The following is a 25,706-nucleotide window of genomic DNA, read 5'->3' on the forward strand; positions in this document are numbered from 1 at the left end:
ATTATTTTGCAGGCGTTTCGGATTCCATTTCGAGCGCTTGCGGAATCTTTTCGTCCTTGCAAAGGATTTCTTCGCGAATCTTAAATGTGAAGTCCTCCAGGTTGTTTTCAAACATCTTCTGGAAGGGCTTCTTTTTTTGTACGCGTTCCAAGGCGCAAGAGCAGTAGTTGATGCGCTGGATCAGCTTCACGTCGTCTGTCGGCGTGTCGTGCGAGAAAACGCATTCGTGCATGATGGCGTATTCCATGGAACGGTCATAACGGAATTTGCACTTGTTCGGAAGGTCCGGCTGGGCTGCAATTTTTTCAATGATTTTTTCAGTCGGAATCTTGCTGCTAAACCAGTTGTTGGCCTGGTAGCCTAAGAAAAAGAACAGCAAGCAGACGATGATGCGGATGGTGTTTCTTCTGCGGTAAGCCATTCTGTTGAAACTGCGTTCCAGAGCGGCGAACGTCATGGTCGCGTGTTTCTTGACTTCGTTCAAATCATCGTTATCGCTGTTGTTTACGTTATTGTTGTTTTCAATCATGCTTCTTCAAGTGCCCATACTTCTGGATAGGTGCGGTACGTATTTGCATAGTCGAGACCGTAACCTACCACAAATTTATCTTCAATTTCAAAACCAACGAAGTCGGCATGGTAATTCACCGTTCGTCTTGATTCCTTGTTCAACAGTACGCAAGTCGTGATGGAGGCGGGGGAGTAATCCGCGAGGGCTTTCACGAGGGAATACATCGTGTTGCCAGTGTCTAGAATGTCGTCAATCAGCAAAACGCGTTTGCCCTTGATGTCGAGACCTTCAAGGCCCGAAATATGGACATTTGCATTTGGCTTGTCGGATTCGCCGTAGCTTGACGCCTTGATAAATGCGATGCGCAATTTCGGAGTCGCGATACGGCGAGACAAGTCGGCGGTAAACATGTAGCTGCCGGTAAGTGCAGATAAAATCACGTCGAAATCAAACGCCTTCAGTTCAGAGGCGAGTGAGTCCAGACGCGCATTTATCTCTTGCGCTGTAATGAGTGGAGCGCTTGGCAGCTTGTACATTAAATCACCTCGAAGTTCAGCCATTGGAACATCGGCTTGAGGGCCGCAAACTTTCCGTCAGGTTCTGCCTTGTATTGCTTGTAGATGCCAAAGACGTGGTTTTCGAGAGAAGTCTTGTTGATGAAAATCTTCAGCCAATCGGCGACCGTGATGAGATCGGTGATGTAGTTGAGGGTTTCTTCGTTGAACTTCTTTGCTACTTCGTCGATGAGGAGTGTGAGCTTATGGAAGAACATGTGGCCAAGCCCGCCAAAGCTAAAGTGCGTGTTGAGCGCTGTTGCTTCGGTGATGAGCTCGTGAATTTCTTCGATGTTCGCCTTGTTGTGCTCGTTCAGCAACTGCAAAGCGGCATGGTGAATGCGTGCGTTGATTTCCACCGTGAGAATTTTCCTCATGGTGTCCGGCAAGGTGTGGTCCGGGTCGGCAAGGCTGTCGATGGAAATGCCATGGTTCAGCGCAAAGCCGGAGAACGACTTTGTGATGTTTTCGAGGTGCATCTGCGTCGAAAGCTGGTTGATGCGCTTCAGGGAATCGCTCGCGAGATTGCTCATGCGGACAACGTATGCTGTCGGATAGAGCTCGTGGAGTTGTTCCGTTGTCATGTTCGTATTTTCAACAAACGTGAGTCCGCTTTCCTTTTCTTCGCCCATGGCAACGACGATGTTTACGCGGCTGAGCTGGTCCGTGACGACCAAGTTCGTGGTCACGCAAGATTCACCGAGATCGTTGTCTTCGTAAGACGTGCGCACGAGCGTCTGGCGACGGCGGGACGCAATCTTTGTTGCCGTGATGCGGGAATCCTTGTTGAGGTAGTCTTCTTCAAGTTCGAGGTGGTAAATCGCGGCACGTTCTGCCATCTGCTTGATGACGGACGGGACGTTTTCTTCGGCGTACTTCGTGAAGACTTCGGCGCCGTTCCACTTGTGTTCGTTACTTGTGGCGCGGGCGAGGATGTACAGAATTTCGCTCTTGAGATTGTCTCCCATCGGGAGGAACGGCTTTAAAAGCTGCATCGCGCGGAGGGCATAACGCATGTTCTGCACCGGTTCGAGCCCTTCGATATCGTTGAAGAACCAGCCGCAGCTCGTGAAGCTGAACAGGCAGAACTTCTGGATTTCGAGAAGTCGGATGGCCTTGGCGCGGTCTTCTTGCTTTTCGTAATCCTTGAGCGTATCCTTGAGGTACTGTTCCTTGCGGGATTCGTCTTCGGGCGCGACAATCACCTGGATGTAGTTGTTGCGAGCTTCCCACGGATCAATCTTTGAAATCTTTTCGAATTCGCGAACGAAAATGTTGTCGGCGACTTCCTTGAGGTGGTTGAATGCATCGCGGAGCGGACCACGCCATTTCTGGTTCCAGTCGGCGCCACCGCCGGTGGAGCAACCGCAGTCTCTATACCAGCGACCAACACCATGAGCGCAGCTCCAAGCGCAACCTTCGCCGTAGAAATTCTTGAGTTCAACTTCGTATTTGGGCGGGAACTTTTCAAGGTACCAGCCGTAGTTCACCGGAACCATGTGGTTCTGCGGAGCGAACTTGTTGTAGAGCCATGCGGCGCACATGTCGCCAAACGGTTCATGGTGGCCGTAAGATTCACCGTCGGTGCCGATGCTTACGAGTTGTGGTTCGCTGCGGTTTGCGTCCCAGGCGCTTTCAATGCGGTGACCAAAAGTCCCTGCATCGCGGAGTAAATGTTCAAAGCCGACGGCACTCGAAAGCCACGGGTTGTAGAAGAACACGTCGAGGTAACCGTCACAGACGAGGTTGCCTTCCTTGTCGCGCGGGTAAATGCGGTACGGGCGCGTGGTATCGATATTCGTGTTGCTGCAATCGGTCCACTTCTTGTCGCCAAACTTGCGGAACTTGTCAGCCTGCGTGGGCGAGAGAATCGTGTACTTGATGCCTGCCTTGATGAGCTCGACAACGGTTTCAAAGTTGATGGCTGTTTCGGCAAGCCACATGGCTTCGGGCATGCGACCGAAATGGAACTTGAAATCTTCAATGCCCCAGCGAATTTGTGTACGCTTGTCTTGCGTGCTTGCGAGCGGCATGATGATGTGGTTGTAAACTTGTGCAATCGCATTGCCGTGCCCGTTCATGCGTTCCTGGCTGCGCTTGTCGGCGTCCTGAATGCGTTTGTAGGTGTCGGGCGTGTTGGTACGGATCCAGCCCATGAGAGTCGGGCCGATGTTGAAGCTCATGAAATCGTAGTTGTTTACGATGTCGACAATTTTGCCTTTAGAATTTAAAATACGGCTTGCGGAGTTCGGGCTATAGCACTCGCTGGCAATGCGTTCGTTCCAGTCGTGGAACGGACGTGCGCTTGGCTGGTTCTCGATAACACCAGTCCAAGGGTTTTCGCGAGGGGGCTGATAAAAATGTCCGTGAATAGTAAAGTAAAGGGGGTTCTTTTCGGTCATGGTTTAAAAATAGAAAAAAGGTTCAAAAGTGAACCTTTTTTTTAAAATACATGTTGCGACGCGCACTATTTTAAGCGTAAAACCTGCATGGTATTGTGATGTCCGACACTAGCCTTGACAATGTAGTTGCCGGCGGCGAGCGATTGGAGGCTTAAGCTATGCGTTCCTGCCGAAATTTGACCCTGCAAAAGTGTGGCGACGCGGTGTCCTGTCAGGTCGAAAATAGTGACGGTGGCGTTACCATTTTGATTTGTGGACAACGAAAGCGACTTGCTATTTATAGCAAGATTTACGTTGTTTGCTATAATGCGTTTTGCAATAGGATTGCGAATGGTGACCTTGTCCCAACCGGGCATGTCATCGAGCGCGATGATGCGCTTGTCATCGAGATTCCTCTTCCACATTTCTGCGGTTGTCTTTTCCAAGAAGTTTCCGCTCCAGGTCTGGCTCCACGTCATCCAATAGCTCCAATTGGCCTTGTCTTCGGCAATGCTATCGATGTCTGGGATGGCGCCGTTTTCGCTCAATGCAATCATCTTGTTCGTGCCCACATCGCTCACGATTTTGTTGTAGTAGTTTGCACCGGAATTGTGGTCGTTGAGCGGGTCGTAAATGTCAACAGCAACGATGTCCACGTATTCATCGCCCGGATACCAGCTAGCATTGAGTGCTGAGTAATCGTAACCAAATTGCGGGTCGGTATTGATGTTCCAGACCCAAAGCAAATTCTTGAGGCCATTTGTTTTTACCATGCGGTCAAAGACGAGTCGGTAAAGTTGTTTGTAGCAATCGCCACTGCCCACACCCCACCAGAACCAGCCACCGCTTGCTTCATGAAGCGGGCGCCAGATGACGGCAACGTCTTTTTCCTGCAATTGCTTGAATAGTGCAGAAACTTTATCGATGTCATTTACGATGTCCTTGTATTCTTGAGAGGCTTCGTTGATTTCCTTGCAGGTGGAATCCTTGAAAGCCTTAGTGTAGTTGAAGCACGTGTTGCTTTCGCTAGAACCCTTTGCTCCATTGGCGCATCCGCTGCTGCGGTAACCGTTCATGGGGTAGGTGTCTTTGGTGTAGAATACAGTGTCTTCGCCGACTTTCCAATGCCATGTGAATGTCGGAATGCCGCCCAACTTCCAGAGTTCTTCTGCCATCAGGAGGTTGTTTTCAGAGTAACCTCTGAACCAGCCTTCATCGGAATGTCCGCCGGCGGCAAAGAGCATGTCAAAACCGCCAATGGCGGGGTAGTGCCCTGTGCGTTTGTAGAATTCGGCAATATCCGTCTGACCTTTCCATGAAACTTCTGCGTCGGTGTACTTGCAGGAATCGGCAGGAGTGCAGCCGCCCGGCGGGATGAGTTTCATGTTGCCATAATCGTAGTTGAAATTCTGGTCGCTGATCATCATGCCACTAAGCGTTGTTTTCGTAAAGTTCTCGCGCAAGAAAGAGAATACTTTGCGTGCGGATTCTGACGCATTGGGCGTGACAGGAGCGGTACCGATTTTGTATTCCGGATCGGGATGGCGTTCGACGGTGATGTAGTCCACGCCGATGGCTTGGTTCCCGACCGTAATCTTATTTTCGCCAACCTTCATTTTTGCCGATGCGGACACGACATAGCTCGAATCGCAATTACGTGGAGTCGTGAGCATGGAACCTACATCGACACCGTTGACTGTGATTTTAGAGGTAGTCCAGTCGTATTGCTTGATGAGAACTTTTGTGGTAATATCGTAAACGGCGGTCTCTTCGACTTTGACCGTAAACGTGATACCGCTAGCGTCGGCGGGCTTAGCGTATTTGCCGCCCGAAAAGTCTGCGCCTTCGGCAACGGTTGCGCCGCTCAAATCTTCGGCTTCGTAAGTTGTCGGTGCGGCATAAATTGATGTTGCCGCGATTGCTGTGGCAAAAGCCATTGCGGAGCATGCGCCCGCGATTGATTTACATCCCATATCTACACTCCATTTTTTTTGCATTGTCATCCCAGCTTTATGCCGGAAACGTTTTTTTTTGCAATGTCATCCCGGATTTATTCCGGGATCGGTATTCTCAATTACTTTACTAGAATCTTTCCGTTTTGGTTAAATCCATTGCCTTGCACTTTCACGAGGTACTGTCCAACCGCAATTCCGCTCAAGTTAATGCTTGCTGTGCCATTGATAGTGCGGCTCATTACCTGATTGCCCTGCATGTCGAAAATTGCAACTCTTGCGTTGGCGTATGCTGCGACACTCGGAATAATCACTTGCAAATTCTTTCCGATAACAGACAAACTTGTGGCAATCTTCTGTGCGTTTAACGTGTTCTTGAAACCCGTTGTCGGTGGCGTGACGATTTCGTACTTGTCCCAGCCCGGCATATCTTCGAGCGTCAAGGTGTATTCGTTGTTCATCACGATTTTCCAGCTTTCGGCATTGTTGTCGTTTGCCCAGCCTTCCATTGCGTAGTCGCCATACCACGGCATAAACCAGCTCCAGTTGGCGCCATCGGCCTTCATCTCGTCAGGGTAGGGCACAGAACCATTTTCGCTGAGCGCGACAATCTTTTTGCCGCCGAAGATTTCCTTGACCGTCTCAAAGCTGCCGATGAGGCTGGAGTGGTTTGATTCACGCGGGTAGTAATAGTAGTCGCGGCCCACAACGTCCACGTATTCATCGCCCGGATACCAGTCGAGAGCGTCGCTCGCTTCGTCGGTGGTCCACACCCAAATCAAGTTGTGCAATCCTTTCTGATTCACGAAAATATCGAACATGAGCTTGTACAGTGCAACGCACGATTTTGCACCATCTGTACCCCACCAGAACCACTTGCCGCTAGCTTCGTGGAGCGGTCGCCAAAGAACGGCGACGCCTTCTTTTTGCAATGTCAAAAGTGAGTCGGCGATCATTTCCATGTCGCGGACAATGGCCTTGTATTCATCGCTACTTGTTTTCCATTTGCCGGTGGATTCGTCGTAAGCCTTGTTGATACTGAATTCGGTGTAGGGATCGTTTCCGCTCGATTGCGTGTAGAACGCTTCGACTTCGTGCATCGGGTCTTTCCAATGCCAGTTGAATTGCGGAATGCCACCTGCTTTCCAGACCGTCTTTGCCATTTCGAGCGAAGCGTGCGTGTACCCCTGATACCATTGCTGGTCAGAATTCTTGCCCGAGGCATGCAAAAAGTCAAAGCCTACGAGAACCACGTTCTTGCCGCTAGCCTTGTTGATGTAACTGAGTTCGGTTTGTGTTTCGTAGTTTTGCGGGGTGTACTGGCCGTTATTTTCGAACGGGCGTTCCGTCATGACGCCGCTAATCACGTGCTTGCCGAAATTGTTGAGCAAGAAGTTGTAGAGCTTCTGTGCACTTTCGGTTGGCTCTGGCGTGACAGGATTCGGTGAAATGCTCCACGGGCTGGCTTCGTATTCCGTGAGTTCGATGTAGTCGAGGTTGACGTAACCCCAGCTGTGGACGATGCCTATTTTGTTTTCGCCTGCGGTGAGCTTGATTTTGCCCGCGCCTTTGATGGTCGTGAATTCGTCAGAAATTCCAAAAGAAATCTGCCCTGCAGAAACGCCGTTGACGGTCAAGTTCTGGATTTTGTTGGTCGATGTTGATGGTATTTGGTATGTGGCCCAAAGAGTGTAATAGCCCGTTACGGGGACTGCCACTTTGAACTCCAAATTGCCGTCTTTCATATCGACGGATTTTCCGCCCGAAGCTTTAGCATCTTCGATTACGACGACTTTGTGGTCATCGGCGAGGACGGCGTCTTCGGCTTCTAAACGGATGGGGGTGGCGGCAAAAGCGGTGCTTGCGAGTGCTGCGACAGTTGCCGTAGCGACAAAATTTGTGTAGTTAAAGTGTTTCATAAACATCCATATCTCCACCCCTAAATCTATATTCTTGCGCCCCAAATTCAAAGGATTTTCGTCACTGCTTTTGTCCAAAAAACAGCATTGTCATGCCCCACGTCATCCTGAGCAACGCAATTCGTCATCCTGAGCGAAGCGAAGGATCCAGTTCCATTTAAAGAAAAAGTCCCGCGAAAAGCGGGACTCATTTGCATTGTCATCTCGGCGCTTGTCCTCGCTTGACGGGGATGACCGGAAATCTCCTTTCAAAGGATTACTTCACAATCACGGGCTGAGTCGTGGTGATTCCAGCACCCTTCATGCGTATGATGTACTGACCCTTCGGCATATCGGCAAGGCTGAACACGTAGTTGCCTGCGCCAAGAACTCCGTTAAAGAGCGTGGCAACGATTCTTCCGTTCATGCCGAACACGTCAACGCTGACCTGACCTTTTGCCTTTGTGTTGAGCATAATCTTGTCACCGTTGATAGTGAACTTCGAAGTTGCGATTTTGCTCTTTGTCAAAGTTGTGGATTTGCCGTAAACGTAGTTTTCATCGAAAACGATTTTGATTTCCGGAATCATTTCTTCGGTGTTTTCGTAACCGCGCTTGAAGGCGTCGTACTTGTCGGTGTTGAAGTCAAAGAGCGTCAAATCGCCAGCCTTGATATCGTCGTAAATCAACGTGCCAGTGTAACCAGCGGCGTAGTTGGCAAGCGTGATGCTGAGCGTCTTGTTGCGGTCGGCAAAGCTAGAGATATCGATAGAGCATGTGACCTTTTCGCCTGCCGGAACCTTGCAGCTGCCTTCCGTTTCCGTCCAGGTCCAAGAATCCGTGAGCTTGAAAATCAAGTAGATGTCTGCGTCGGTCTTGCCGTTGTTCTTGGCGGTCCAAGTGAACGTCGTTGCGCCGGAGAGGTCCCAGCCGCCCTTGTTCTGGTATTCCACCTGGCCATTGTCGGCACCGTAGGTCACAGCCATCATGCCGTTTCCGCCATTGCCGCCTTCAATGTTCACATCCTTAATCTTGATGCTTGCTTCTTCCGTTGCGGCGAGCTTCTTCATGGCGTCGAGAGCCGGGTCAATCGTGTAGCTGTAACCGCCAAAGTTTGCTTCGGTCTTGTCGCCGATGTACTGCCAGGCGAGAGCGCCTGCGTAACCGCCGTCAAAAGCCTTGCGGTAGCATTCTTCCGTTGTAATTTCTGTCTTTGCGGCGAAATTGGAGCGGTAAGTATCGCCTGCCCAACCGCTTGCCGGGAATTCACCAATAATCATCGGTTTGGAATCGTAGCTGTACTTGGTCGCCATCTGGGCCGCAGTGTTTACGAACGGGCTTACGGAATTGTCTTGCCAGTACGGGTAATAGTGCGTCTGGAAAAAGTCGAGCGTACCGTTGGCTTCGCCACCCGCTTCGATGAGGGCTGCGTCATTCCAATGCTTCTGATACTTGATGTTCACGCTACCGGTCGAAACGAGAAGATCCGGGTTTGTCGTGTGGATGGCTGCTGCAACCTTGTTCGTAAACTTCTGGATTTTGGCAAGTGCCATCTTCTTTGTAGTCCAGCCGCTGCATTCGCTAGTCATACCCTCGGGTTCGTTAAAGACTTCCCAAGTCATGAGCGCTTTGTGGTTGCCGATTGCTTTTACGACAGGAATAAGGACGTTGTCAATAAAAGCCTTGGTGCCTGCATCTTCGAAAAGCAATTCGTTAGCGGTAATGTCGAGCTTTTCGTTGTAAAGTCCCCACTGGTTCGGTTCCATCAAGTTGTGGCTGAAAAGGCACATCGAAACCATCACGCCATATTCTTCAGCGATGTCCAAAGCCTTCTTCATGTTCGCGATGGTGTTTTCCTTTGGGCCCGTGACCAAGTGCGTCGTTTCGTCAATTGTTGGGCTCTGGCTCATGTTGTTAAAGAGCCACCAACGAATAGCGTTACCGCCTGCGGCACGCGTGCCTTCCACAGCCTTACGCCATGCGTTTTCGTCCAGCGGGGAAGCACCCACGTCGGAATTGTAGTCGCTCCAGGCGAGGTTTGTACCCGAGAAGAAAATCTTCTTGCCGTTGTATTGCAAATCGGTTCCGCTTACCGTGAGACCCGGGGCTGCAAATGCGGCCGTTCCGAGGAGCGATGCGGCGATTAAAGTCTTGAAGCTATTCATGAAATATCCTTGTTTTTCTTGAAACTAGATTTTTAACGATGAAATAGGGCAATCCCGACTTTTGAGTGTTGACAAAACTTGTGGAAAATGTCCACACCCCCAAACATCCTAAATATCGTCTATTGAAAAATAGATTTGTGAAATTTGAAGTCAAGACGCGCTGTGATAAAGTGCAATATTTTCACGGAAATGTAAGATAAATAAACGTTTTATTTGGGCCGTTCGGGGCGAAAAGTGACGAAATGCACATTGTAAGAAAAGGCGACCGCTTGTGCGGCCGCCTTTAGGTATTTGGCTTTTTGTGTTATAGTCTACTTGATGAGAACCTTCTGGGTGGCATTGAGTCCGGCGCCCTTGACGCGGATGATGTACTGACCCTTGTTGAGGTTCTGGAGGCTGAACGTGTGGCTGCCTGCGCTGAGGTTTCCGCGGTGGAGTGTAGCGATGCGCTTGCCGATCATGTTGAACACGTCGATGCTTGCGAAACCGGAAACGTTTGCGGTGAGCGAGAGGTTGCCGTTCTTGACGCTCATGCCTGCCTTCTTTGCGGCGGCAATCGGCTTGATGGCGGATGTGCCTGCCGGCGTGCCGTCCTTGTTATAGAGCTCGATACTTGCGATGTGGCCCTTGCTCTGGTCTGCGGCGGTGAAGAGTTCAGTCTTCTTATTGAATCCGTTGATGATGATACCGTTGTCCGTGACCATGTTGTCGAAAAGCACGGTGCCTTCGAATCCGTTAGCGCCAGCCAAGATGAAGGTGACAGAGAAGAGGTTGTCGAGGTCCATCGGGTGTTCGACGCCTGCGTCATCGGTGTAAGTTTCGATGGCAAATTCACAAGTGGATTTTGCACCGTCGTTGAGCCAGCAGCCGTCAGACGGAGACTGTTCCCAAGTCCATGCCTTATCGGCGGAGCCATCGCGGACAAATGCCATGCCGATCCAGATGCCGTTCATTTCGCCACCGGAACCCTTGTTTTCGATTGTGACGGCGATGCTCTTTGCACCGGTCAGTTTCGGAACCTTCTTGAATTCGATGTTTGCACCGCTATCGTTGATAGCCTTGTAGGTCACGCCCATGACGAGGTCAACATTTTCCGGATTGGCCTTGGCCGTGTCTGCACCGAACTTGGCATTCTGTGTAGAAGTCGGGCAAACGTTTGTTGCTGCGGCAGCTTCGCTATAGTTGTCCCAACCCGGCATTTTGTCGAGGGTGATGATGCGTTCGTCAGCGAGGTTCTTCTGCCATACGCTTGCTGCAGTCTGGCTCACATAGCCGCCGTTCCAGCTCGGGGATTCGTACCACGGCATCCACCAGCTCCAAGTAGCACCGTCTTCGTACATCTTGTCAACGTCAGGAATCGGGCCGTTTTCGCTGAGGGAGATAATCTTGTTGGTGCCAGCCTTGTTCGTAAGGTCGATAAATGCGGAGCTGTTGCTCTGGTGATCGTTGGCTGCATTGTAAATGTCTACGCTCAACACGTCATAGTAGGTTTCGCCCGGAGTCCAGGACATCGTAGCGGCGTCCTTCGGATTGAAGTCCCAAATGAGGTTGTTGACGCCATTCGTGAACACCATGCGTTCGTAGAGCAACTGGTAGAGGGCTGCGAACTGCTTGCCTGTGTGGGTGCTCCACCAGAACCAGTTGCCACCGGATTCATGGAGCGGACGGAAGATGGCGGCAACGCCTTCTTTCTGGAGGTCAAGGAAAATCTTAGAAACGAGATCGATGTCAGCGACGAGAGCCTTGTAAGCGGTCGAAACGGTATCCCAGTTGGTCGTGCCGGTCACGAAAGCTTCGGTGAAGTCGAATTCGGTGTAATTGTCGTTTGCGCCTTTCACGTAGAAGTTTTCTTCGTCACCCGGACGCCAGTGCCATGTGAATGCCGGAATGCCGCCCTTCTTCCAAGTGCTCTTGGCGATATCGATGGCCTTTTCGGTGTATTCCTGGAACCAGCTGTTGTCCTTGCTGCCGCCAGTGGCGTTCATCAGGTCAACTCCAACAAGTGCGGGGTACTTGCCGCCAGCCTTGAATACGGCCTGAACGTCTTCGTGCAGGGTGGCGTCACCCTTGGTGTAGGCGTCCATATTACCGGTCATCACGCCAGAAATGGTCTTTTTGCCAAAGTTATTGACGAGGAAGTTGTAAAGCTTGACTGCGGACGGGGTGGCTGTCTTTGTCACCGGGGCGTTGCAGAGGTTGAACGCTTTAGCTTCGTAACCCTTGACTTCGATGTAGTCGAGGTCAATCCAGCCCCAGCTATTGGTGATGGCGATGGTGTTCTCACCGGCGGCGAGGTTCATGACCGTTTCGACGTCGGCAAATTTGCCCTTATCGGTCACGTCGAACGTCACGGCAGAGGAGGCTCCGCCAGCTTCGACGTTGTTAATCTTGGATCCACCGTAATTGTTCATGTAGTGGAGAACGATGGTGTATTTGCCTGCTTTTTCGACCGTCACCTTGGAAAAAGTGATGTCGCCGCCGTTCATCTTGACGTATTTACCGCCGGAAGCTTCGGTGTTAGAGGCGACGGCTGCGTCTTTGGTGATGGCTGCGTCTTCGGCTTCATACGGGGCCGCGAAGGCGGTGCAGGCGACTGAAAGGCCACATGCGAGGAAAACTTTCTTAAAATCCATGTTCTCTCCTTAAGATACGTGTTCTCAAAATATATTGAAAAAAGCAAAAATGCAATAGCATTTTTGCTTGAAAGGAAAAAATATGTTTACGGGCATTTTTGGATGCCTTTTTAGCCCGTTTTTAGCGTTTTTGGAACTTTGCTCCGAAAACGAACGTGCGGCTTTCGCTTGGCTTGATGACGATTAAATCGCGGTGATGGTTTAAAGTATCGGGTTCCGCGGTCATCGGCTCGATAGCGATGCTCATACGGTCAGGCGGAGTGTAAATCTGGATGGCGTTATATTGTTCTTTGCCGGCCTTTTGCCAAATTTGGAGGGATTTGGTATCGCTTTTGAGTTCTACGGAGGCTAAAATGTTCTCAAAATTTTTCTTGTTTTTGAGAACGTAGGGGGCTTCGCCCTGGTTTAAGCAGAAACAATCGTTGATGAACTCGTCATTGATGAGCCTACCGCCCACGAAACGGGTATCCGGCTTGAATTCGCCCGTCGGGATGTCTGCCTTGTCGAGAATCGCGAGGTTCGATTCCGGGAGCGTCATTTGGAGACCGTTGATCTTTTCTCCGAGCGTGTAATAGGGGTGCCAGCCTTCGGAATAGGGGAGGTCGCCCTTGCCGATATTCGTGACGGTCGATTCGACGGTGTAGCTTTCTCCGGTGAACGTGATCTTGTTCACGGCACGGAAGGGGAACGGGAATCCTGTAAATGCACCTGGCCAGTCGATACCGAATGTTGCGACGCATTTTTCGCTATCGCTTTCGAAACTCAGGAGGTTCCATTCCTTGTTCTGCAAAAAGCCGTGGAGAGCGTGCGGTGCCCAGCTCACATTGTTGACGAGCTGGTAGTCGTTGCCGTTCCAGTTGAATTTGGCGTAGGCTACGCGTCCTGGGAAGGGGGCGAGTCTGCAACCTGCGTTTGTGTCGGGGCCCATTTTGAAAATGTCGTCGCCTTCGCGGTAGCCGAAAAGGAGGTCTTGAAGCTTGCCGTTATTGTCGGGGATGCGCCAGGCGTTGAGGCCTGCGCCGTAACCGCTCAAAATTTCAAATTCAGCGCCGTCGTCACGCTGCAAAACAAAGCACTGCACAGTGCCCAAAGGACGGGAAATAAGTTTGAAGTTGCTCATGTTTTTAATTTAGCAATTACTATCTTTGCTATTATGGATTCTCAGACGATTGTTGCTCCGATGACGCCTGCGGGCGTGAGTGCCGTTGCCGCCATCCGCGTGAGTGGCTCGAAGGTGCGCGAAGTGGTGCGCCTTCTGTTCGGTGAATCGGCAATCAAGAATTTGAAGCCTCGCGAAGCAAAGCTTGCGACGGCTCGCGACTATCGTACAATGGTCGGCGATGACCGCGCGACAGCACTCGTTATCGATAGCCTCCTCTACATTTTTTTTGAAGGTCCGAATTCCTATACCGGCGAAGACGTGCTGGAACTTTACCCGCACGGAAACCCGATTATCGTCCGTGAACTGATTCAGGTCATCAAGAGCGTCGATGGCGTGCGCTTGGCAGAACCGGGCGAATACACGCGTCGTGCATTCTTGAACGGTCGCATGGACTTGGTGCAGGCGGAATCCGTTGCCGATGTGATCCACAGTGCTAACCGTGATGAACTTAAGAACGCCCATCGCTTGCTCGGCGGTGCGCTCTCGAAAAAAGTCAAGACGCTCACGGAACAGGTCATGGATATCTCGGCCCGCCTCGAATTGGATGTCGATTTCTCCGAAGAAGAAGCTGATCCGGATTATGCAACTTGGGGCGTGAAAATCTCTGCGATTCGCGAAAGCGTAGAATCCATTTTGAAAAGTTTTAAGGGCAAGGCGGCGGTCAGCCGTTTGCCGCTTGCTGTTTTGTACGGCGCTCCGAATGCGGGCAAGTCGAGCCTCGTGAATGCGCTCCTCGGTGAAGACCGAATCCTCGTGAGTAACATCCCCGGCACGACCCGTGACTTTGTCGAAGTCCGCTTGTTCCTGGACGGGGGTGAGATCCGCCTTGTCGATACCGCTGGCATTGCCGAAAAGGCGACCGACGCGCTCGATGCCCTCAGCATGGAAAAAAGCCGTGAAATCCTCGCCGAAGCCGACATGAAGATTCTGGTTCTCGATGGATCAGATGAGCGCGGCGCATCTTGTTATTCTGAGAATATAAAACCGGATTTTGTCGTCGTTTCGAAGAGCGACTTGGGCGCATCTCGGCAGGGCGGCGCCTCTCGTCATCCTGAGCAAAGCGAAGGATCCAGTGAATCTCGCCTTCGCATTTCCTCCAAGACGGGTGAGGGGCTCGCGGATCTCAAGCGCGCCATGAACGCCGCTCTTTTTAAGAAAACTGAAAATTCCGAAGACCTCTGGATTACGAGCGAGCGCGAAAAGACCTGCCTCGAAGAAGCTCTTGCTGGCATCGACCGCGCACTTAACCTTATCCGCACAAATCCGGCGGTGGAACTTTTGGCTTTCGAAATGCAACTGGTGCGCCGTTCACTCCAGAGCATAACGGGCGAAATCTCGTCCGAAGACGTTTTACAACAAATATTTGCGGGGTTCTGCATTGGAAAATAGTTACGTTGGTCTCGTCCTTGCCGTCTTTGCGTTCGGCACTTACATGGTCCCTCTCAAGGCTTGGTCCAAGTTCTCGTCGTGGGCGTACCTCTCTTGCATGGCCTTGGGCATGTTCATCGGCCAACTTTGCATTTCGTTTGCGACGGACTCGTTCCGCCTTTTGCCGGTGGGTCTCCTTTGTGGATTCCTTTGGGTTTGCGCAGGCGCATTCTGCTTCTGGGCGGTCAAGGCTGAACAGGACTTGACGGGTGCCGGTGTGCGCTCGATGGGCGTGAGTATCCTGGCTTCGTTTGTAAGTGGCGTGCTCATTTTCTCGGAATCCACGCTGCTTTATTTTTCGATCCCGGCAATCCTTTTGTTGCTTTTCGGTTTGAGCAGGCTTGCCCCTCCGCAGGGGAACATCTTTAGGAATTGGCGCTCGCTTTTGGGCGGTCTCATCTTTGGGCTGTTCCTCATTCCGTATAAGTTTGCCAATGTCCCTATACTTGAATTTATGGGTTCGTTTGCCTTGGGCATTTTTGTATCCGCTGAACTTTTGGTTGCAATTTTGAGTATAAAGCGCCGTGCTCTTTTTGAATATGGCCTTGCTCCGTCTGTGACGTCCATGCTTATGGGTGTCTTGTGGGTCATCGGGCAGCATGGCTGTTTCTGGGCAATCGATTCGAATGGCGCTTTGGGCTATGCCGTTGGTTACCCGCTCACGCAATTGAACTTGCTGGTGAACTTGCTTTGGGGTGTGATGGTTTTCCACGAGTACCCGACAAAACCGGAGCGAATTAAGCTTGCCATTGCAGTTTCTGTCATTCTTTGTGGTGGTGCCTTGCTTGCATTGTCAAAAATGTAGGGTACTGTAACTTTTTGTCGCGGTTATTGCGGCCTGTTGGCGTTCTGTCAACGGAAAACATGTAAAAAACATATTGTTTTTTTGCTCATCCCCAATTCTGAATATATGTTTATAGTATGAGTTGGTGGAAGTGCATATTGATTGGGTCTTTAGTCGGCTCCGCATCCGTGTGGGCCGTTAAAGCTGCACCGTTTTTAATCAATTCAACGCAGCCCGATGGCTCTGTTGTGCAGATTAGAAAGGTTGGAAACGAGCATTTTAACTATACGCTGACAGGCGAAGATAGTGTGCTCGTTGTCCGTGATTCCGCTGGTTATTGGAATTATGCCGACGAACATGGCAAAAAGACGGGCATGAGGGTTCATGCCAAGTCCAAACGTGGTGCAAAAGAGAAAAACTTCCTCAAAAAACGCGATTCTCGCCAAATTTTGGAAAAATTCCGCGAAAAGCGGTTGAAACAGCTCCAAGAACAGCAGGTGGACTCTTCTTTGGGTCCCATGATGCTTCAGTCTTCTACAGATGATCCGCAAATGGCTAATGAATGGGGCGGCTGGGGTTGGGGTGGTTGGACTCAGCCCGAAGACCCTGTGCAAAATACCAACTGGCCAAAGCAGCCTACTTTGAATACCGTTCAAAAGGAAGGTGATGTTCGCGGGCTTGTCATTCTGGTGCAGTTTAGCGATGTCAAGTTCAATCGCAGTAATGCCCAGGAAGAATACCTGAATTTTCTTAATCAGGAAGGCTATTCCAACTACAACATGAGCGGAAGCGTCAGGGATTTCTTCATTGGAAATTCAAACGGCAAGTATAGGCCGACTTTTGATGTTGCTGGACCGATTACGCTGAAGGGAACTCGCGATTCTTATGGTGCTCTAGTTGATTCTAGGAATATGGCTACGGGTGCTGTCAAGGCTGTTAGCGAGGCGATGGATTCGCTTGTCGCTAGGAATGTTGATTTTACCCCTTATGATAGCGATGGCGACCGTGTTGTTGACTTTGTCTATATGATTTATGCCGGTGTCGGCTCGGCCGATACGGATGTCCAGTCGGCAATCTGGCCGCACTCGTATAACGTTTCAAAACGACTTACGCGTAATATGTCCATGAATCGCTATGCTTGTTCTCCGGAAATCGACGGACAGGCTTATATGTACCGTAAAAGTACAGATGCGCTGAATGGTATTGGAACTTTTTGCCATGAGTTTAGCCATGTGCTTGGCCTTATGGATCATTATGATGTGAACGTTAATAATTCAAAGACTCGAACTCGCTACACTCCAGGGCCGTGGGATTTGATGGATGCCGGTTCGTACAACTGCCCGCAGAACAGATACTATACAACGTCTTGTTCTCCTGCAAATATGTCTGCGTTTGAAAAGTTTAGCTTGGGCTGGCTTGAGCCGCGTCGGCTAGAAGTATCGGACACGACTGTTGTCTTGAAGGCTGTTCAGGAAAATGATGGACTTGTGCTGACATCCGACAATGACAATGAATATTACTTTGTTGAATTCCGTCAGAATACTGGTTTTGATAAAGGTCTGCCGAATAAGGGTATGCTCGTTTGGCATATAAATTATGACCGGTATTCTTGGATGTATAATGAAATCAATGTGTCTGACCCGATGCACGTTGATCTGATTGAAGCCGATGGCAGAGCCGATGCCTACACGGTAGCGGCAGATGCTTTCCCGACGAGCCGAGTCAATAGCTTTAACGGATTTAAAACATGGGCAGGCGATAGCCTTGGACTTGAAATCTATGATATCAAAATTGTAGATGACCATGCGGAATTTAAGACCCGTGGAAACCGAGTCTCGCCGGTGCCTGAAAGCTCCTCGAGCTCTGCTAAAGTTTCGTCGTCGAGTGTGGCTGAATCCTCTTCAAGTAAGGAAAGCTCTTCGAGTGTTGAAGTATCATCGTCTAGCGTGCGTTCTGCAGTGAAGGAGTCTAGTAGCTCTGCGAATCGCTCTAGTTCTTCTGTAGTGGCAAGCTCGTCAAGCCGAATGGAAATTTCTGCAATCAGTTCGTCTTCTGAGAATACGATGATTGCCCATAAGATGCGCGTCGCTTCTATGGTTAAATTCTCTGTGTCGGAAAATGTTTTGCTTGTTAACGCAAAGATGGCTGGGCTTAAGACTGTCAATCTCTTTGATGCCAACGGTACGCTCTTGAAGTCGCAATCGTTTAACGGAGAATCCTGTGAAATCCACATGGAGGCCTTGCGAGGAAAGACGTTTATCGTTGCAACGCTCGAGTCTGACGGGCGGTTGATAAAATCGTATAAGGTTCGAATGAACTAGAAACTGGGGCGAATGCCCCTTTTTTGCAATATGTCATCTCCGCTATGGCAAAATGTCATCCCCGCCTCGAGCGGGGATCTCCTTTTTATAGAAAATATCTAAATTGTTCAACATGAGAAAACTTTTCGCTAAAATTGCTATGAGCTGCGCTCTGGTGCCTGCGCTGTTGGCTGGAACGTCCGAGGCTGCAGTAAATTTGCCAGTGCACAAGGAAGTCCTTGATAACGGGCTGACCGTTCTTCTGTACCCGAACAAGCAAGCTCCGACAGTGAGCTTCCGTTTGTTTTACGTGACTGGCTCTGTCCACGAAGTTCCCGGCAAATCGGGGCTTGCTCACATCTTGGAACACGAACTTTTCAAGGGCACAAAGAAGGTCGGCATCTCCGATAGCATTGCTGATGTCAAGTTCATGGCAACCCAGGATTCTTTGCAGGCTTTGATCCGCTCGGCAAGACTTGCTGACGATACCGCTCTCGTGAAAAAGCTTTCCGCAGAACACGATTCTGTGCTGAACGAACACCGCAAAATCTTTGTCAAGGATGAATTGTGGGGCGCCTACCAGGCTGCTGGCGGAACAGGTCTTAACGCCTTTACGAGCGATTTGGTTACCGCTTATACCGTAACGCTTCCCAAGAATAAAACGGAACTCTTTATGTGGCTTGAATCCGACCGTATGCAAAATGCGGTGCTCCGCGAGTTCTATTCTGAACGCTCTGTGGTGCGTGAAGAACGCCGCATGCGCTATGACGACCGCCCGACAGGCCGATTCTACGAAACGCTCAATTCCATGATTTACGAAGCGTTCCCGTACCGAGTGCCGACCATTGGCTGGCCAAGCGATATCGAAAATTTGACTCGCGAACAAGCCGAAGAACATTACCGCAAGTATTACAAGCCGCGCAATGCAATCCTTGTGATGGCTGGTGATTTGGATACGCTTGAAACGATGAAAATCGTCAAGAAGTATTTTGCGCCAATTCCGGCTGGCGAAGCTTTCCCTCCGCTTACCGTGCGTGACCCCGAACAGGCCGGCGAAAAGCGTTTGACCGTCAAGCGTAAGGACGCTCCGAATCTTTATACGCTTGTGTTTAAGACCCCCGCAGTGGGCGATAGCACTCTCTACGCACTTGATATTGCTGAAGGCGTTTTGAATGGACGTTCTGGCCGCCTTTACAAGCGCCTAGTCGAAGAAGAAAAACTCGCTGTCGGCGTGAGCGCAAGCAATAGCCCGAACAAGTACATTTCCGAGTTCTCCGTCCGTGTGAACCTCCGCCCTGACGCAAACCGCGAAAAGGTCGAAAAAATCGTCTGGGAAGAACTTGAAAAGCTGAAGAAGGAACAAGTCAGTGAACGCGAATTCCAGAAAGTCAAGAACCGCGCTTACGCAGGACTCGTCCGCAGCTTGACCGACATGGAAAACGTCGCGACGATGCTCGGATGGTACGAAGTCTACGGTGACTACCGCATCTTCCTCAACTGGGCCGATAATTTGGACAAGGTAAATGTTGCCGACGTGCAGAGCGTCGCGAAGAAAACATTTGTCCGAGAAAAGTCCACCGCGGGCTTCCTCGTGAAAGAATAAAACGAGCTGATACTGTCATTCCCCTAACGGGGCTTGACTTGTTCGCCTCGGATATAGAAACATGCAAGCATGTTTCTGCATCGCTCGGCTCCATTGTCATTCCCCTAACGGGGCTTGACTGCTGCGGGTATCAAATGCGAGTTCACAAGTGACCTCTCGCTTGATACCCTTGCGTGTCATTCCCGCCTTGAGCGGAAATCCCCCTTACACCCCTTCGATAGCTTCAATCTGCTTGCCGAGTTCGCTTGCTTGCTGTGAATCTTCGTTGTAAATGGCGTTGATTCGCTTGCAGCTGAGTTCGAGCAGATTGCGGGCCTCGATGGAATCGCTTTGCTTGCGGAGTTCGCGCAGAGCTTTGTCGATTCTCTCGATGTCCTTCTGGTCGGGATAGCCCTTCATGAAGGCGTAGAAAAGCTGAATTTGTGTGTTGTATTCGCTGTCGGATTCGCAGGCGAGCAAGAACGGGATGACGCGTACGTTGAGGAGCTTCGAAAGGTCTCCCATGAACGTGTTGAGCGTGAGACCCTTTGGGAAGAGTTCTTCCGTATCCTTCTGGATGTCTTCGGTGTTCACGAAATCGCCCTCTTCAAACTGCAGGAGCATTTCGTTGAGCATGTCCATTTCGTTTCGCTTAGCTTGTTCGCGATACTTTGCCTGGTAATAAATCGGGAGCGTCGTGAGGCAGTAATGCGCCTGGTTTGCACCGATAAATTCACCGATGTAGTAGATGTCGGCGTCTTCCTTGAGAATATCTTCTTCGTTGTTGAAGTTCCCGATGCGGGCGGGTATGGGGATCACTTCCATGTTCGAAAGCTCATGGAGGCGTTCGCGCATGGCGTCAACGTCCAAATTCTCGGGGAGTTCCACGCCGTTTTCTTCCATCGTTTTGAGAAAGTTGTTGAACTTTGCATCGACGGCGCGGTTGACTTCTCTTCTGCTAGGCTTGTGTTCGAACTGACGAAAATCGCCTTCCAACGTCAAAAGTCCGTTTTTGATCATGTCGTCAAACGGCGTTTCGTTGGGTTCGGCGTCGGGGGAGGGCAAAATGCGCGCATAGGCAATCATTCTGCCGCACAGTTTTTCGTCATTTCCTTTTTTCTGTTCGATTCCAAGCATGGACTAAAATTAACAAAATCTAGCGGACTTGGACCATTTTTTGTTTGCTGTAACCTTGCGCAGAGGTCTTTACGACGTAGATTCCTGGGGCAAGGACGGTCAAATTAGCGTTCCCTTTCGTATAGCGCACAAGTTTTCCGTTCGTATCGTAGATGCGGCTTTCGCTAACAGTTGCGTTTGTGCGATTAATTTGGGCGATGCTTGTTGTGCCTTTGTCGACGTTCTTTTCTGTGAGCTTGATTTGGTCGAGGTTCGGGCCGTCATTGCCGTCAACGATGGAAAATGTGATGTAGCTTGCGCCTTTGGGGAGCGTAATGGTCGCTTCTTTTGTCTGGTATGTGGTCCACTTGTCGGTGGCTTCGAACGAAATGACTTCGGCGCCTTTGCATCCGTCAACGCCTGCGGAGCATGTGCCGGGGGGAGCGAAGGCGAGGTTGCGTGTTTTGCCGCTGCCATTTGCGTATGTCATTTCCATCGTGTATTCGCCGGGGTATTCTACATAAACGGGGACTTGGACGGTTGATTTCCCGGTGCCGAAGTTAATGTAGCCGGTGCCTGCAAAGCCTGCGTTTGTACTTTCGTTGATGGCGTTATCGATGATGCCGTCTTCGGCCTGGAACGTTGTTGTTCCCTTGGCTTCGAAGATGGCACCGAGTTCGATGTCCTTGGTCATCGTTGTTTTCCAAGTGCTTTCGCTGCCGGCGTCGCTTGCGCTTTTGCCTGTCCAACCTGCGAATTTCCAGCCGCTAGCGGGTTCTGCGATGAACGAGACTGCTGTGCCTTCGGCGATTTTTTCGCGATTCGGGGAGGCGATAACGGAGCCGCCAATAGAAGAGTTGATTGTTAAGTTGTAGTAGGTGACATTTGCTTCGAGAACGGTGATTTCGTTGGAGCTTGCGCCGAGACCGCCCATGGAATTTGCGGCGCGGACGGTGACTTTGGAACCTGCGGCAATACCTCCGATATCAATGGAATTTGTCGTGGTATTGCTGTGGTATTTGCCGTTCACAAAGACCGCCCAGCATATAGCGTTGTCGTCATCGTTCCAAATGATGTTGGCGCCTTCCTGAGAAATCTTAGGAGCGGAGACTTGCGCTGTGAGTTTGTTCGGTTCCCAGTTATCGCTACCGCCTAAGACGTTTTTCAATGTATATTTCGCGGCATCGTTTGCATTCCACACGGTCTTGAGTGTTGTTGCTGTCGATGCGTCTTTGCCTCCGTTAAAATACGTTTTACGTTGACTTGTGTTGATTGCGCCGCCGCTCCCGTTCTTGCTGTTGTATTCGCCGAAAATTACGGGGGCAGAATTCATGTCGGGACCCCAGCCTTCGGCTTTGGGCTCTGCACGCATGATGGTATTTAAGAAGACGACTTTTGCACGGCCCCAGGAGCGTCCGAGATAGAATGTCTTGTTGAATCCTGAATTGCTGACTTCGATGATCGCGTTGTTGAAAACGTAACCCCAGGTGTCTGGGTTTTGCGATGCCGTAATGTAGCCGCCGTTGCGCGTCATCACGAGCTTGGTGCCTTCGAAAAATACATCGCCGCCACCACAGATAAAGTCTACAGTTCCGTCAATTTCGCCACCTTCCCAATACGTGCGGCCTTTCTTGGTGTAGTATGTGTCTTGACCGCTCAAAAGACGCACGTTCTTGTAGATGAACTTGTCGCCTGCATTTTGCTGCAGAGCAACCTGGCGTGCAGCGCTGCCAGAGTTATAGGTGCCTCTGTTTTGCAGGGTGATGTCCTGCATGTACATGTTCTTGTTGCTGGGGAAGTACAGCGTTGCCGTTGTGCTGATGCCTTCGGTGTCGGTCGTGTTCCAGATAATCGTCTTGTCGACAGACTCCCCGATAATGGATATGTTCGAGCCGCTGAATGTCGATTTGCCGTGTTCGTCACCGGTGACCTTGGTGATGTTGTATTCACCATTTGGTACAAAGAGAATGAATCGCTTGGATTCGGTGGCGCCCGAAGAAGATGCCTTGGCGATAGCCGCCTTGAAATCACCATCGACGCCCAGGACAAAGTCAAAACCGTGCTTCGCGATTGCGGAAGCGTTCACCGCCATTGCAAGCGGCATACAAACTGCAAACCTGTAAACCCAACTATTCAACATATTACCTCAATTCTAATGCATGGATTGCTTCGCCTTCGGCTCGCAATGACGTTTTTTTGTTTGTCACCCCGGCTGTCACCCCGGACTTGTTCCGGGGTCGCCTATTTTGCATTCCTTCCGTTCACTCTGTACGTTTTTCCATTACTTCTCGTAAAGTAAGCGCCTGCGCTATTATTGTTGCGACCAAAGTCCACAAAATAGCGATTGCCTTGCTGCGCATTGTGTACCGTGCGCATTGCCTCAATGGAGGTAGGCGGAATCTCGACTTTGCCTGCTTTCAAATCATCGCTCATCCAGCCAATGTAATCGATGTTTGCCATGCCATCTTTTGAAAGGCTTGTGAACTTGAGTTCGCTATAGCCTTGTGGCAATTCAATTTCGATGGATTGCACTTTCCATGTCGTCCACGCTGCTGTGGATTCCATGCTGCCGTCGGCGAGCAAAGTCTTGTCGCCTGCAGAAACGCTGTAACCGCGCGCAGAACCGCCGCCGTTTGCAAAGCTGATGAACAAGGTGTATTTGCCGGATTTCAATGCGGTGACGCCGTAAGTCACGTAGCTTCCTGTGGAGTTGTCAACGTTTGCGTAACCTTCGCCAACGAATCCCGTGTTGGTTGTTTCCTTGACGCCTTGAATGTCGATAAAGTCTACACCGTCAATGTACGTTTTGCATGTGTCGTTTCCGCACATAGCTGGTGCTGGCGGAGGTGGAACATAGTTGTCGTCCATCTTGGCGAGTGCTTCGAGGTATGCATTTTCGGTGCCTAGAATTGCAGAGCCGTAATCGCCTGCCCACTGGTAGCCCTTGCGACGTTCTTCGCTGATTTTCATGAAGTCCTGCGTCTTGGTGCTAGCACCATCGCGGTCGCAGAAAAAGTAGTTGTCGTTGTTGACTTCGTAAAAGCGGAACCACAGCGATGAGCCCGCCTTGTCAACGACACCAGCGGTCTTGCTAAACGCCTTGTCTTTTAGTTTATTCTTTCTGTACCATGCAATCGCCCCCTTGACCGCTTTTTGAACGGCTTCGTTCTGGTCCGGCCAGTTCATCAAAAACCACACCACGCCCATGGATTCATTGCCGGACTTGCTGGCGAGTTCGTAAGCACGTGCGCCAACTGGGGCGAGGCTGTTGGTGTCGTGCTGGGCGCACCAAACCGTGAGTTTTCCGTCGTTCACGATTTGGGCCTTGAGCAAGTAATCGACCGCTTTGTCGAGAGCCGATTTCATTTTGCTGCGGGTGGCGTCGTCGATGATATCCGAATCAAATGGACTCGTCTTGTTGGCGATATCCATCATCGTGACCATTGCACGGATCATGGCGTTGTCATTTAGCGTGATTTGGTCGGAATAGTTGCCGCGTTTGGGCCAAACTTGTGGGAGTCCGCCTTTGGAGCGCTGCATGGTCAAAAGAAAATTGACGGCTTTATTGAAACTTGTCTTAAATGCGGATTTGTAATTGTTGTTCGTCGTTTCTTTGTAACGCACGGCGAGCAAACGTATTTCTTGAATGGTGGCGTTATTGTCAATCGTGCCGAGGTCGGCCCCGCCCTGTGCACGCCATTCGGATTTTTGACCGCCGCCATACGCGCTTTTATACTTGTCGGCCATGGCTTTGTAAAAACCGCCGTTTGCGATTTGCCAAGTGGTCATGTTGTAGGTGTACTGGTCGATATCCATGCCTGATGCAGCTGAAGTCAGCTCCGAATAGCCTCGATAGCTGTTGATTTTCGAAACTGCTGTTGACGGGGGAGCATAGGTTGCCGCAAACGAAAAAGACGCGACAGACATTGCCGCTACAAAAAACTTGTAGTTACCAAACCCAAAATTCTTCATAAAAGACCTATAGAAGAGTTTTTAAACCCACACCGCTTCTATAATTTACATTATAATAGGCCGATTTTTGTTAAGAATTTCTTTTAAGTGTTGTCTTTGGACAATGGGGCTGGTCGCGTTGTCACCCCGGTCTCTGCTTTTTGTCATGCCGGACTCCGTTCTCTTTGACCACTTAGAGCTTTGACGCTTTGCGTCAGCATCTTCGGCTCAATCATGACAGTCTGCAAGCAGCCTGTCGCGACACTCGCCTTGAATGCAACTAGCTCTTACGTGGTCATGATCCGCGTATGGGGACTGCATCGCCATCTCGAATTTATAATACACTCTGTATAATATTTTTCTAAAAATTTTTAAAAAAATTAAAAAATATCGAAATTTCTTTAAAAATCTTGATTTTGTATAGTAAAATCTATTGCGGGAACGTGCCGCAAAATCTAATTTATAGGTATGAAACCGATAACCGAATATCAAGACTACCGAGAATACATGCGCGACTTCTACGAAGAACGCAAACGCAGTTCTTTTTTCTCGTGGCGCGAATTCTCCAAACTGGCGGGGTTTACCTCACCAAACTACATTCAGCTCGTGTGCGAAGGCAAAAGCCGCTTGAGCAAGAATGGTGTTGAAAAAGTGGCCGAAGCCATGGGGCTTGCTGGTGCTGACCGCGATTATTTTCTCGCGATGGAGCGTTTTGGTGATGCCAAAAACGATGCAAGCAAAATTCAGGCGTTTAACGAAATGCAAAAAATCGCAAAGGAAAACCGTTTGCGAGTCGTTGATGCCGAGGCGTTCAAGTATTTCGAATCGTGGGTGAACCCGGTGTTGCGCGAACTTGCCCCGATTATGCCGGGCGCAAAACCGCTGGAACTTGCACACCATTGCTACCCGGTTGTGAGTGCCGCCGAAGTTCGCCATTCACTTGACTTTATGTGCCAAGCCGAATTCCTCAAGAAAATCGGCGAAGATACCTACGTGCAGACCGAGAAAGTCGTGACGGGATCTTCCGAGGCCATCCCGTTGGCACTGCGTTCCATGAACCGCCAAATGTCAAAGTTTGCAACTGAGGCAATTGACGAAGTGCCGCCCGAAAAGCGCCACATCGCAGGCGTGACGCTTGGAATGTCCGAAGCGACGTACCAGTGGCTTGTGCAAAAGCTTGAAACGCTTAGGCTGCAGGTGGTTGCCATGGCAGCTAAAGAAAAAGAATACGATAAAGTTTATCGATTGAATTTACAGCTATTCCCGCTCGCTAGTGGGGTGGAGGCCTAA

General features: G+C 50.4%; 16 protein-coding genes. 5 read left to right on the forward strand and 11 right to left on the reverse strand.

The genetic code is table 11. The features are described from left to right. Nucleotide 1: 1 nt before the first annotated feature. From CRN95_RS13600 to CRN95_RS13635, 8 genes are all read right to left on the reverse strand, one after another. Nucleotides 2-529, reverse strand: a complete 528-nt coding sequence (locus tag CRN95_RS13600) for a hypothetical protein (RefSeq protein WP_073443074.1) — start codon at nucleotides 527-529, stop codon at nucleotides 2-4. Next, a complete protein-coding gene (gene hpt, locus CRN95_RS13605) occupies nucleotides 526-1,071 on the reverse strand; it encodes a hypoxanthine phosphoribosyltransferase (RefSeq protein WP_235003056.1) in 546 nt (181 codons plus the stop codon). The genes CRN95_RS13600 and hpt overlap by 4 nt, the downstream gene beginning before the upstream one ends. Continuing rightward, entirely contained in the window at nucleotides 1,047-3,467 is a 2,421-nt protein-coding gene (locus CRN95_RS13610; RefSeq protein WP_088630891.1) for a DUF3536 domain-containing protein, read from the reverse strand. Before CRN95_RS13610 ends, hpt begins: the two co-directional genes overlap by 25 nt. A 65-nt stretch (nucleotides 3,468-3,532) precedes the next feature. Continuing rightward, on the reverse strand, nucleotides 3,533-5,419 hold the full coding sequence (locus CRN95_RS13615; RefSeq protein ID WP_159462324.1) for a glycosyl hydrolase: 1,887 nt from the start codon (nucleotides 5,417-5,419) through the stop codon (nucleotides 3,533-3,535). Between the two features lie 101 nt (nucleotides 5,420-5,520). Next, the gene (locus CRN95_RS13620; RefSeq protein WP_088630893.1) at nucleotides 5,521-7,323 is read right to left on the reverse strand and encodes a glycosyl hydrolase; all 1,803 of its coding nucleotides are present in this window, start codon (nucleotides 7,321-7,323) and stop codon (nucleotides 5,521-5,523) included. A 250-nt stretch (nucleotides 7,324-7,573) separates the two neighbouring features. Continuing rightward, on the reverse strand, nucleotides 7,574-9,460 hold the full coding sequence (locus tag CRN95_RS13625) for a T9SS type A sorting domain-containing protein (protein WP_088630894.1): 1,887 nt from the start codon (nucleotides 9,458-9,460) through the stop codon (nucleotides 7,574-7,576). 311 nt (nucleotides 9,461-9,771) lie between these two features. After that, nucleotides 9,772-12,093 carry a glycosyl hydrolase gene (locus tag CRN95_RS13630; RefSeq protein ID WP_088630895.1) on the reverse strand — a complete coding sequence of 774 codons (2,322 nt, stop codon included), beginning with the start codon at nucleotides 12,091-12,093 and terminating at the stop codon, nucleotides 9,772-9,774. Nucleotides 12,094-12,214: 121 nt separating this feature from the next. Next, the gene (locus tag CRN95_RS13635; protein ID WP_088630896.1) at nucleotides 12,215-13,213 is read right to left on the reverse strand and encodes an aldose 1-epimerase; all 999 of its coding nucleotides are present in this window, start codon (nucleotides 13,211-13,213) and stop codon (nucleotides 12,215-12,217) included. 33 nt (nucleotides 13,214-13,246) lie between these two features. On the opposite strand from CRN95_RS13635, the gene mnmE reads away from it, so the two are divergent. The 4 genes from mnmE (at nucleotide 13,247) to CRN95_RS13655 (ending at nucleotide 19,370) form a co-directional block, all read left to right on the forward strand. After that, nucleotides 13,247-14,644: a tRNA uridine-5-carboxymethylaminomethyl(34) synthesis GTPase MnmE gene (mnmE, locus tag CRN95_RS13640; RefSeq protein ID WP_088630897.1), complete on the forward strand. Its 1,398-nt coding sequence runs from the start codon at nucleotides 13,247-13,249 to the stop codon at nucleotides 14,642-14,644. Then, nucleotides 14,634-15,488: a GRP family sugar transporter gene (locus CRN95_RS13645; protein WP_235003057.1), complete on the forward strand. Its 855-nt coding sequence runs from the start codon at nucleotides 14,634-14,636 to the stop codon at nucleotides 15,486-15,488. Before mnmE ends, CRN95_RS13645 begins: the two co-directional genes overlap by 11 nt. 116 nt (nucleotides 15,489-15,604) lie before the next feature. Next, nucleotides 15,605-17,788 carry a M6 family metalloprotease domain-containing protein gene (locus tag CRN95_RS13650; RefSeq protein ID WP_088630898.1) on the forward strand — a complete coding sequence of 728 codons (2,184 nt, stop codon included), beginning with the start codon at nucleotides 15,605-15,607 and terminating at the stop codon, nucleotides 17,786-17,788. Nucleotides 17,789-17,900: 112 nt separating this feature from the next. Continuing rightward, nucleotides 17,901-19,370 (forward strand): pitrilysin family protein, encoded by a 1,470-nt coding sequence (locus CRN95_RS13655; RefSeq protein ID WP_088630919.1) that lies wholly within the window; start codon nucleotides 17,901-17,903, stop codon nucleotides 19,368-19,370. A gap of 204 nt (nucleotides 19,371-19,574) precedes the next feature. On the opposite strand, the gene CRN95_RS13660 is transcribed toward CRN95_RS13655, so the two are convergent. The 3 genes from CRN95_RS13660 to pelA form a co-directional block, all read right to left on the reverse strand. Continuing rightward, nucleotides 19,575-20,486: a hypothetical protein gene (locus CRN95_RS13660; protein WP_088630899.1), complete on the reverse strand. Its 912-nt coding sequence runs from the start codon at nucleotides 20,484-20,486 to the stop codon at nucleotides 19,575-19,577. Nucleotides 20,487-20,505: 19 nt separating this feature from the next. After that, nucleotides 20,506-22,605 (reverse strand): pectinesterase family protein, encoded by a 2,100-nt coding sequence (locus tag CRN95_RS13665; protein ID WP_088630900.1) that lies wholly within the window; start codon nucleotides 22,603-22,605, stop codon nucleotides 20,506-20,508. Nucleotides 22,606-22,706: 101 nt separating this feature from the next. Next, a complete protein-coding gene (gene pelA, locus CRN95_RS13670) occupies nucleotides 22,707-24,437 on the reverse strand; it encodes a pectate lyase (RefSeq protein WP_088630901.1) in 1,731 nt (576 codons plus the stop codon). A gap of 447 nt (nucleotides 24,438-24,884) precedes the next feature. On the opposite strand from pelA, the gene CRN95_RS13675 reads away from it, so the two are divergent. Beyond that, the gene (locus tag CRN95_RS13675; protein ID WP_088630902.1) at nucleotides 24,885-25,706 is read left to right on the forward strand and encodes a TIGR02147 family protein; all 822 of its coding nucleotides are present in this window, start codon (nucleotides 24,885-24,887) and stop codon (nucleotides 25,704-25,706) included.

The organism is Fibrobacter sp. UWB16, from assembly GCF_900215325.1.
In the GTDB taxonomy this organism is placed as follows: domain Bacteria; phylum Fibrobacterota; class Fibrobacteria; order Fibrobacterales; family Fibrobacteraceae; genus Fibrobacter.

Excerpts from the sequence above, each read along its gene's own strand:
- CRN95_RS13675 (WP_088630902.1), top strand. The coding sequence starts at position 24,885 with ATGAAACCGATAACCGAATATCAAGACTACCGAGAATACATGCGCGAC.
- CRN95_RS13660 (WP_088630899.1), bottom strand. The coding sequence starts at position 20,486 with ATGCTTGGAATCGAACAGAAAAAAGGAAATGACGAAAAACTGTGCGGC.
- CRN95_RS13665 (WP_088630900.1), bottom strand. The coding sequence starts at position 22,605 with ATGTTGAATAGTTGGGTTTACAGGTTTGCAGTTTGTATGCCGCTTGCA.
- CRN95_RS13630 (WP_088630895.1), bottom strand. The coding sequence starts at position 12,093 with ATGGATTTTAAGAAAGTTTTCCTCGCATGTGGCCTTTCAGTCGCCTGC.
- pelA (WP_088630901.1), bottom strand. The coding sequence starts at position 24,437 with ATGAAGAATTTTGGGTTTGGTAACTACAAGTTTTTTGTAGCGGCAATG.
- hpt (WP_235003056.1), bottom strand. The coding sequence starts at position 1,071 with ATGGCTGAACTTCGAGGTGATTTAATGTACAAGCTGCCAAGCGCTCCA.
- CRN95_RS13635 (WP_088630896.1), bottom strand. The coding sequence starts at position 13,213 with ATGAGCAACTTCAAACTTATTTCCCGTCCTTTGGGCACTGTGCAGTGC.
- CRN95_RS13610 (WP_088630891.1), bottom strand. The coding sequence starts at position 3,467 with ATGACCGAAAAGAACCCCCTTTACTTTACTATTCACGGACATTTTTAT.
- CRN95_RS13620 (WP_088630893.1), bottom strand. The coding sequence starts at position 7,323 with ATGTTTATGAAACACTTTAACTACACAAATTTTGTCGCTACGGCAACT.
- CRN95_RS13650 (WP_088630898.1), top strand. The coding sequence starts at position 15,605 with ATGAGTTGGTGGAAGTGCATATTGATTGGGTCTTTAGTCGGCTCCGCA.
- CRN95_RS13625 (WP_088630894.1), bottom strand. The coding sequence starts at position 9,460 with ATGAATAGCTTCAAGACTTTAATCGCCGCATCGCTCCTCGGAACGGCC.
- CRN95_RS13615 (WP_159462324.1), bottom strand. The coding sequence starts at position 5,419 with ATGGGATGTAAATCAATCGCGGGCGCATGCTCCGCAATGGCTTTTGCC.
- CRN95_RS13655 (WP_088630919.1), top strand. The coding sequence starts at position 17,901 with ATGAGAAAACTTTTCGCTAAAATTGCTATGAGCTGCGCTCTGGTGCCT.
- mnmE (WP_088630897.1), top strand. The coding sequence starts at position 13,247 with ATGGATTCTCAGACGATTGTTGCTCCGATGACGCCTGCGGGCGTGAGT.
- CRN95_RS13600 (WP_073443074.1), bottom strand. The coding sequence starts at position 529 with ATGATTGAAAACAACAATAACGTAAACAACAGCGATAACGATGATTTG.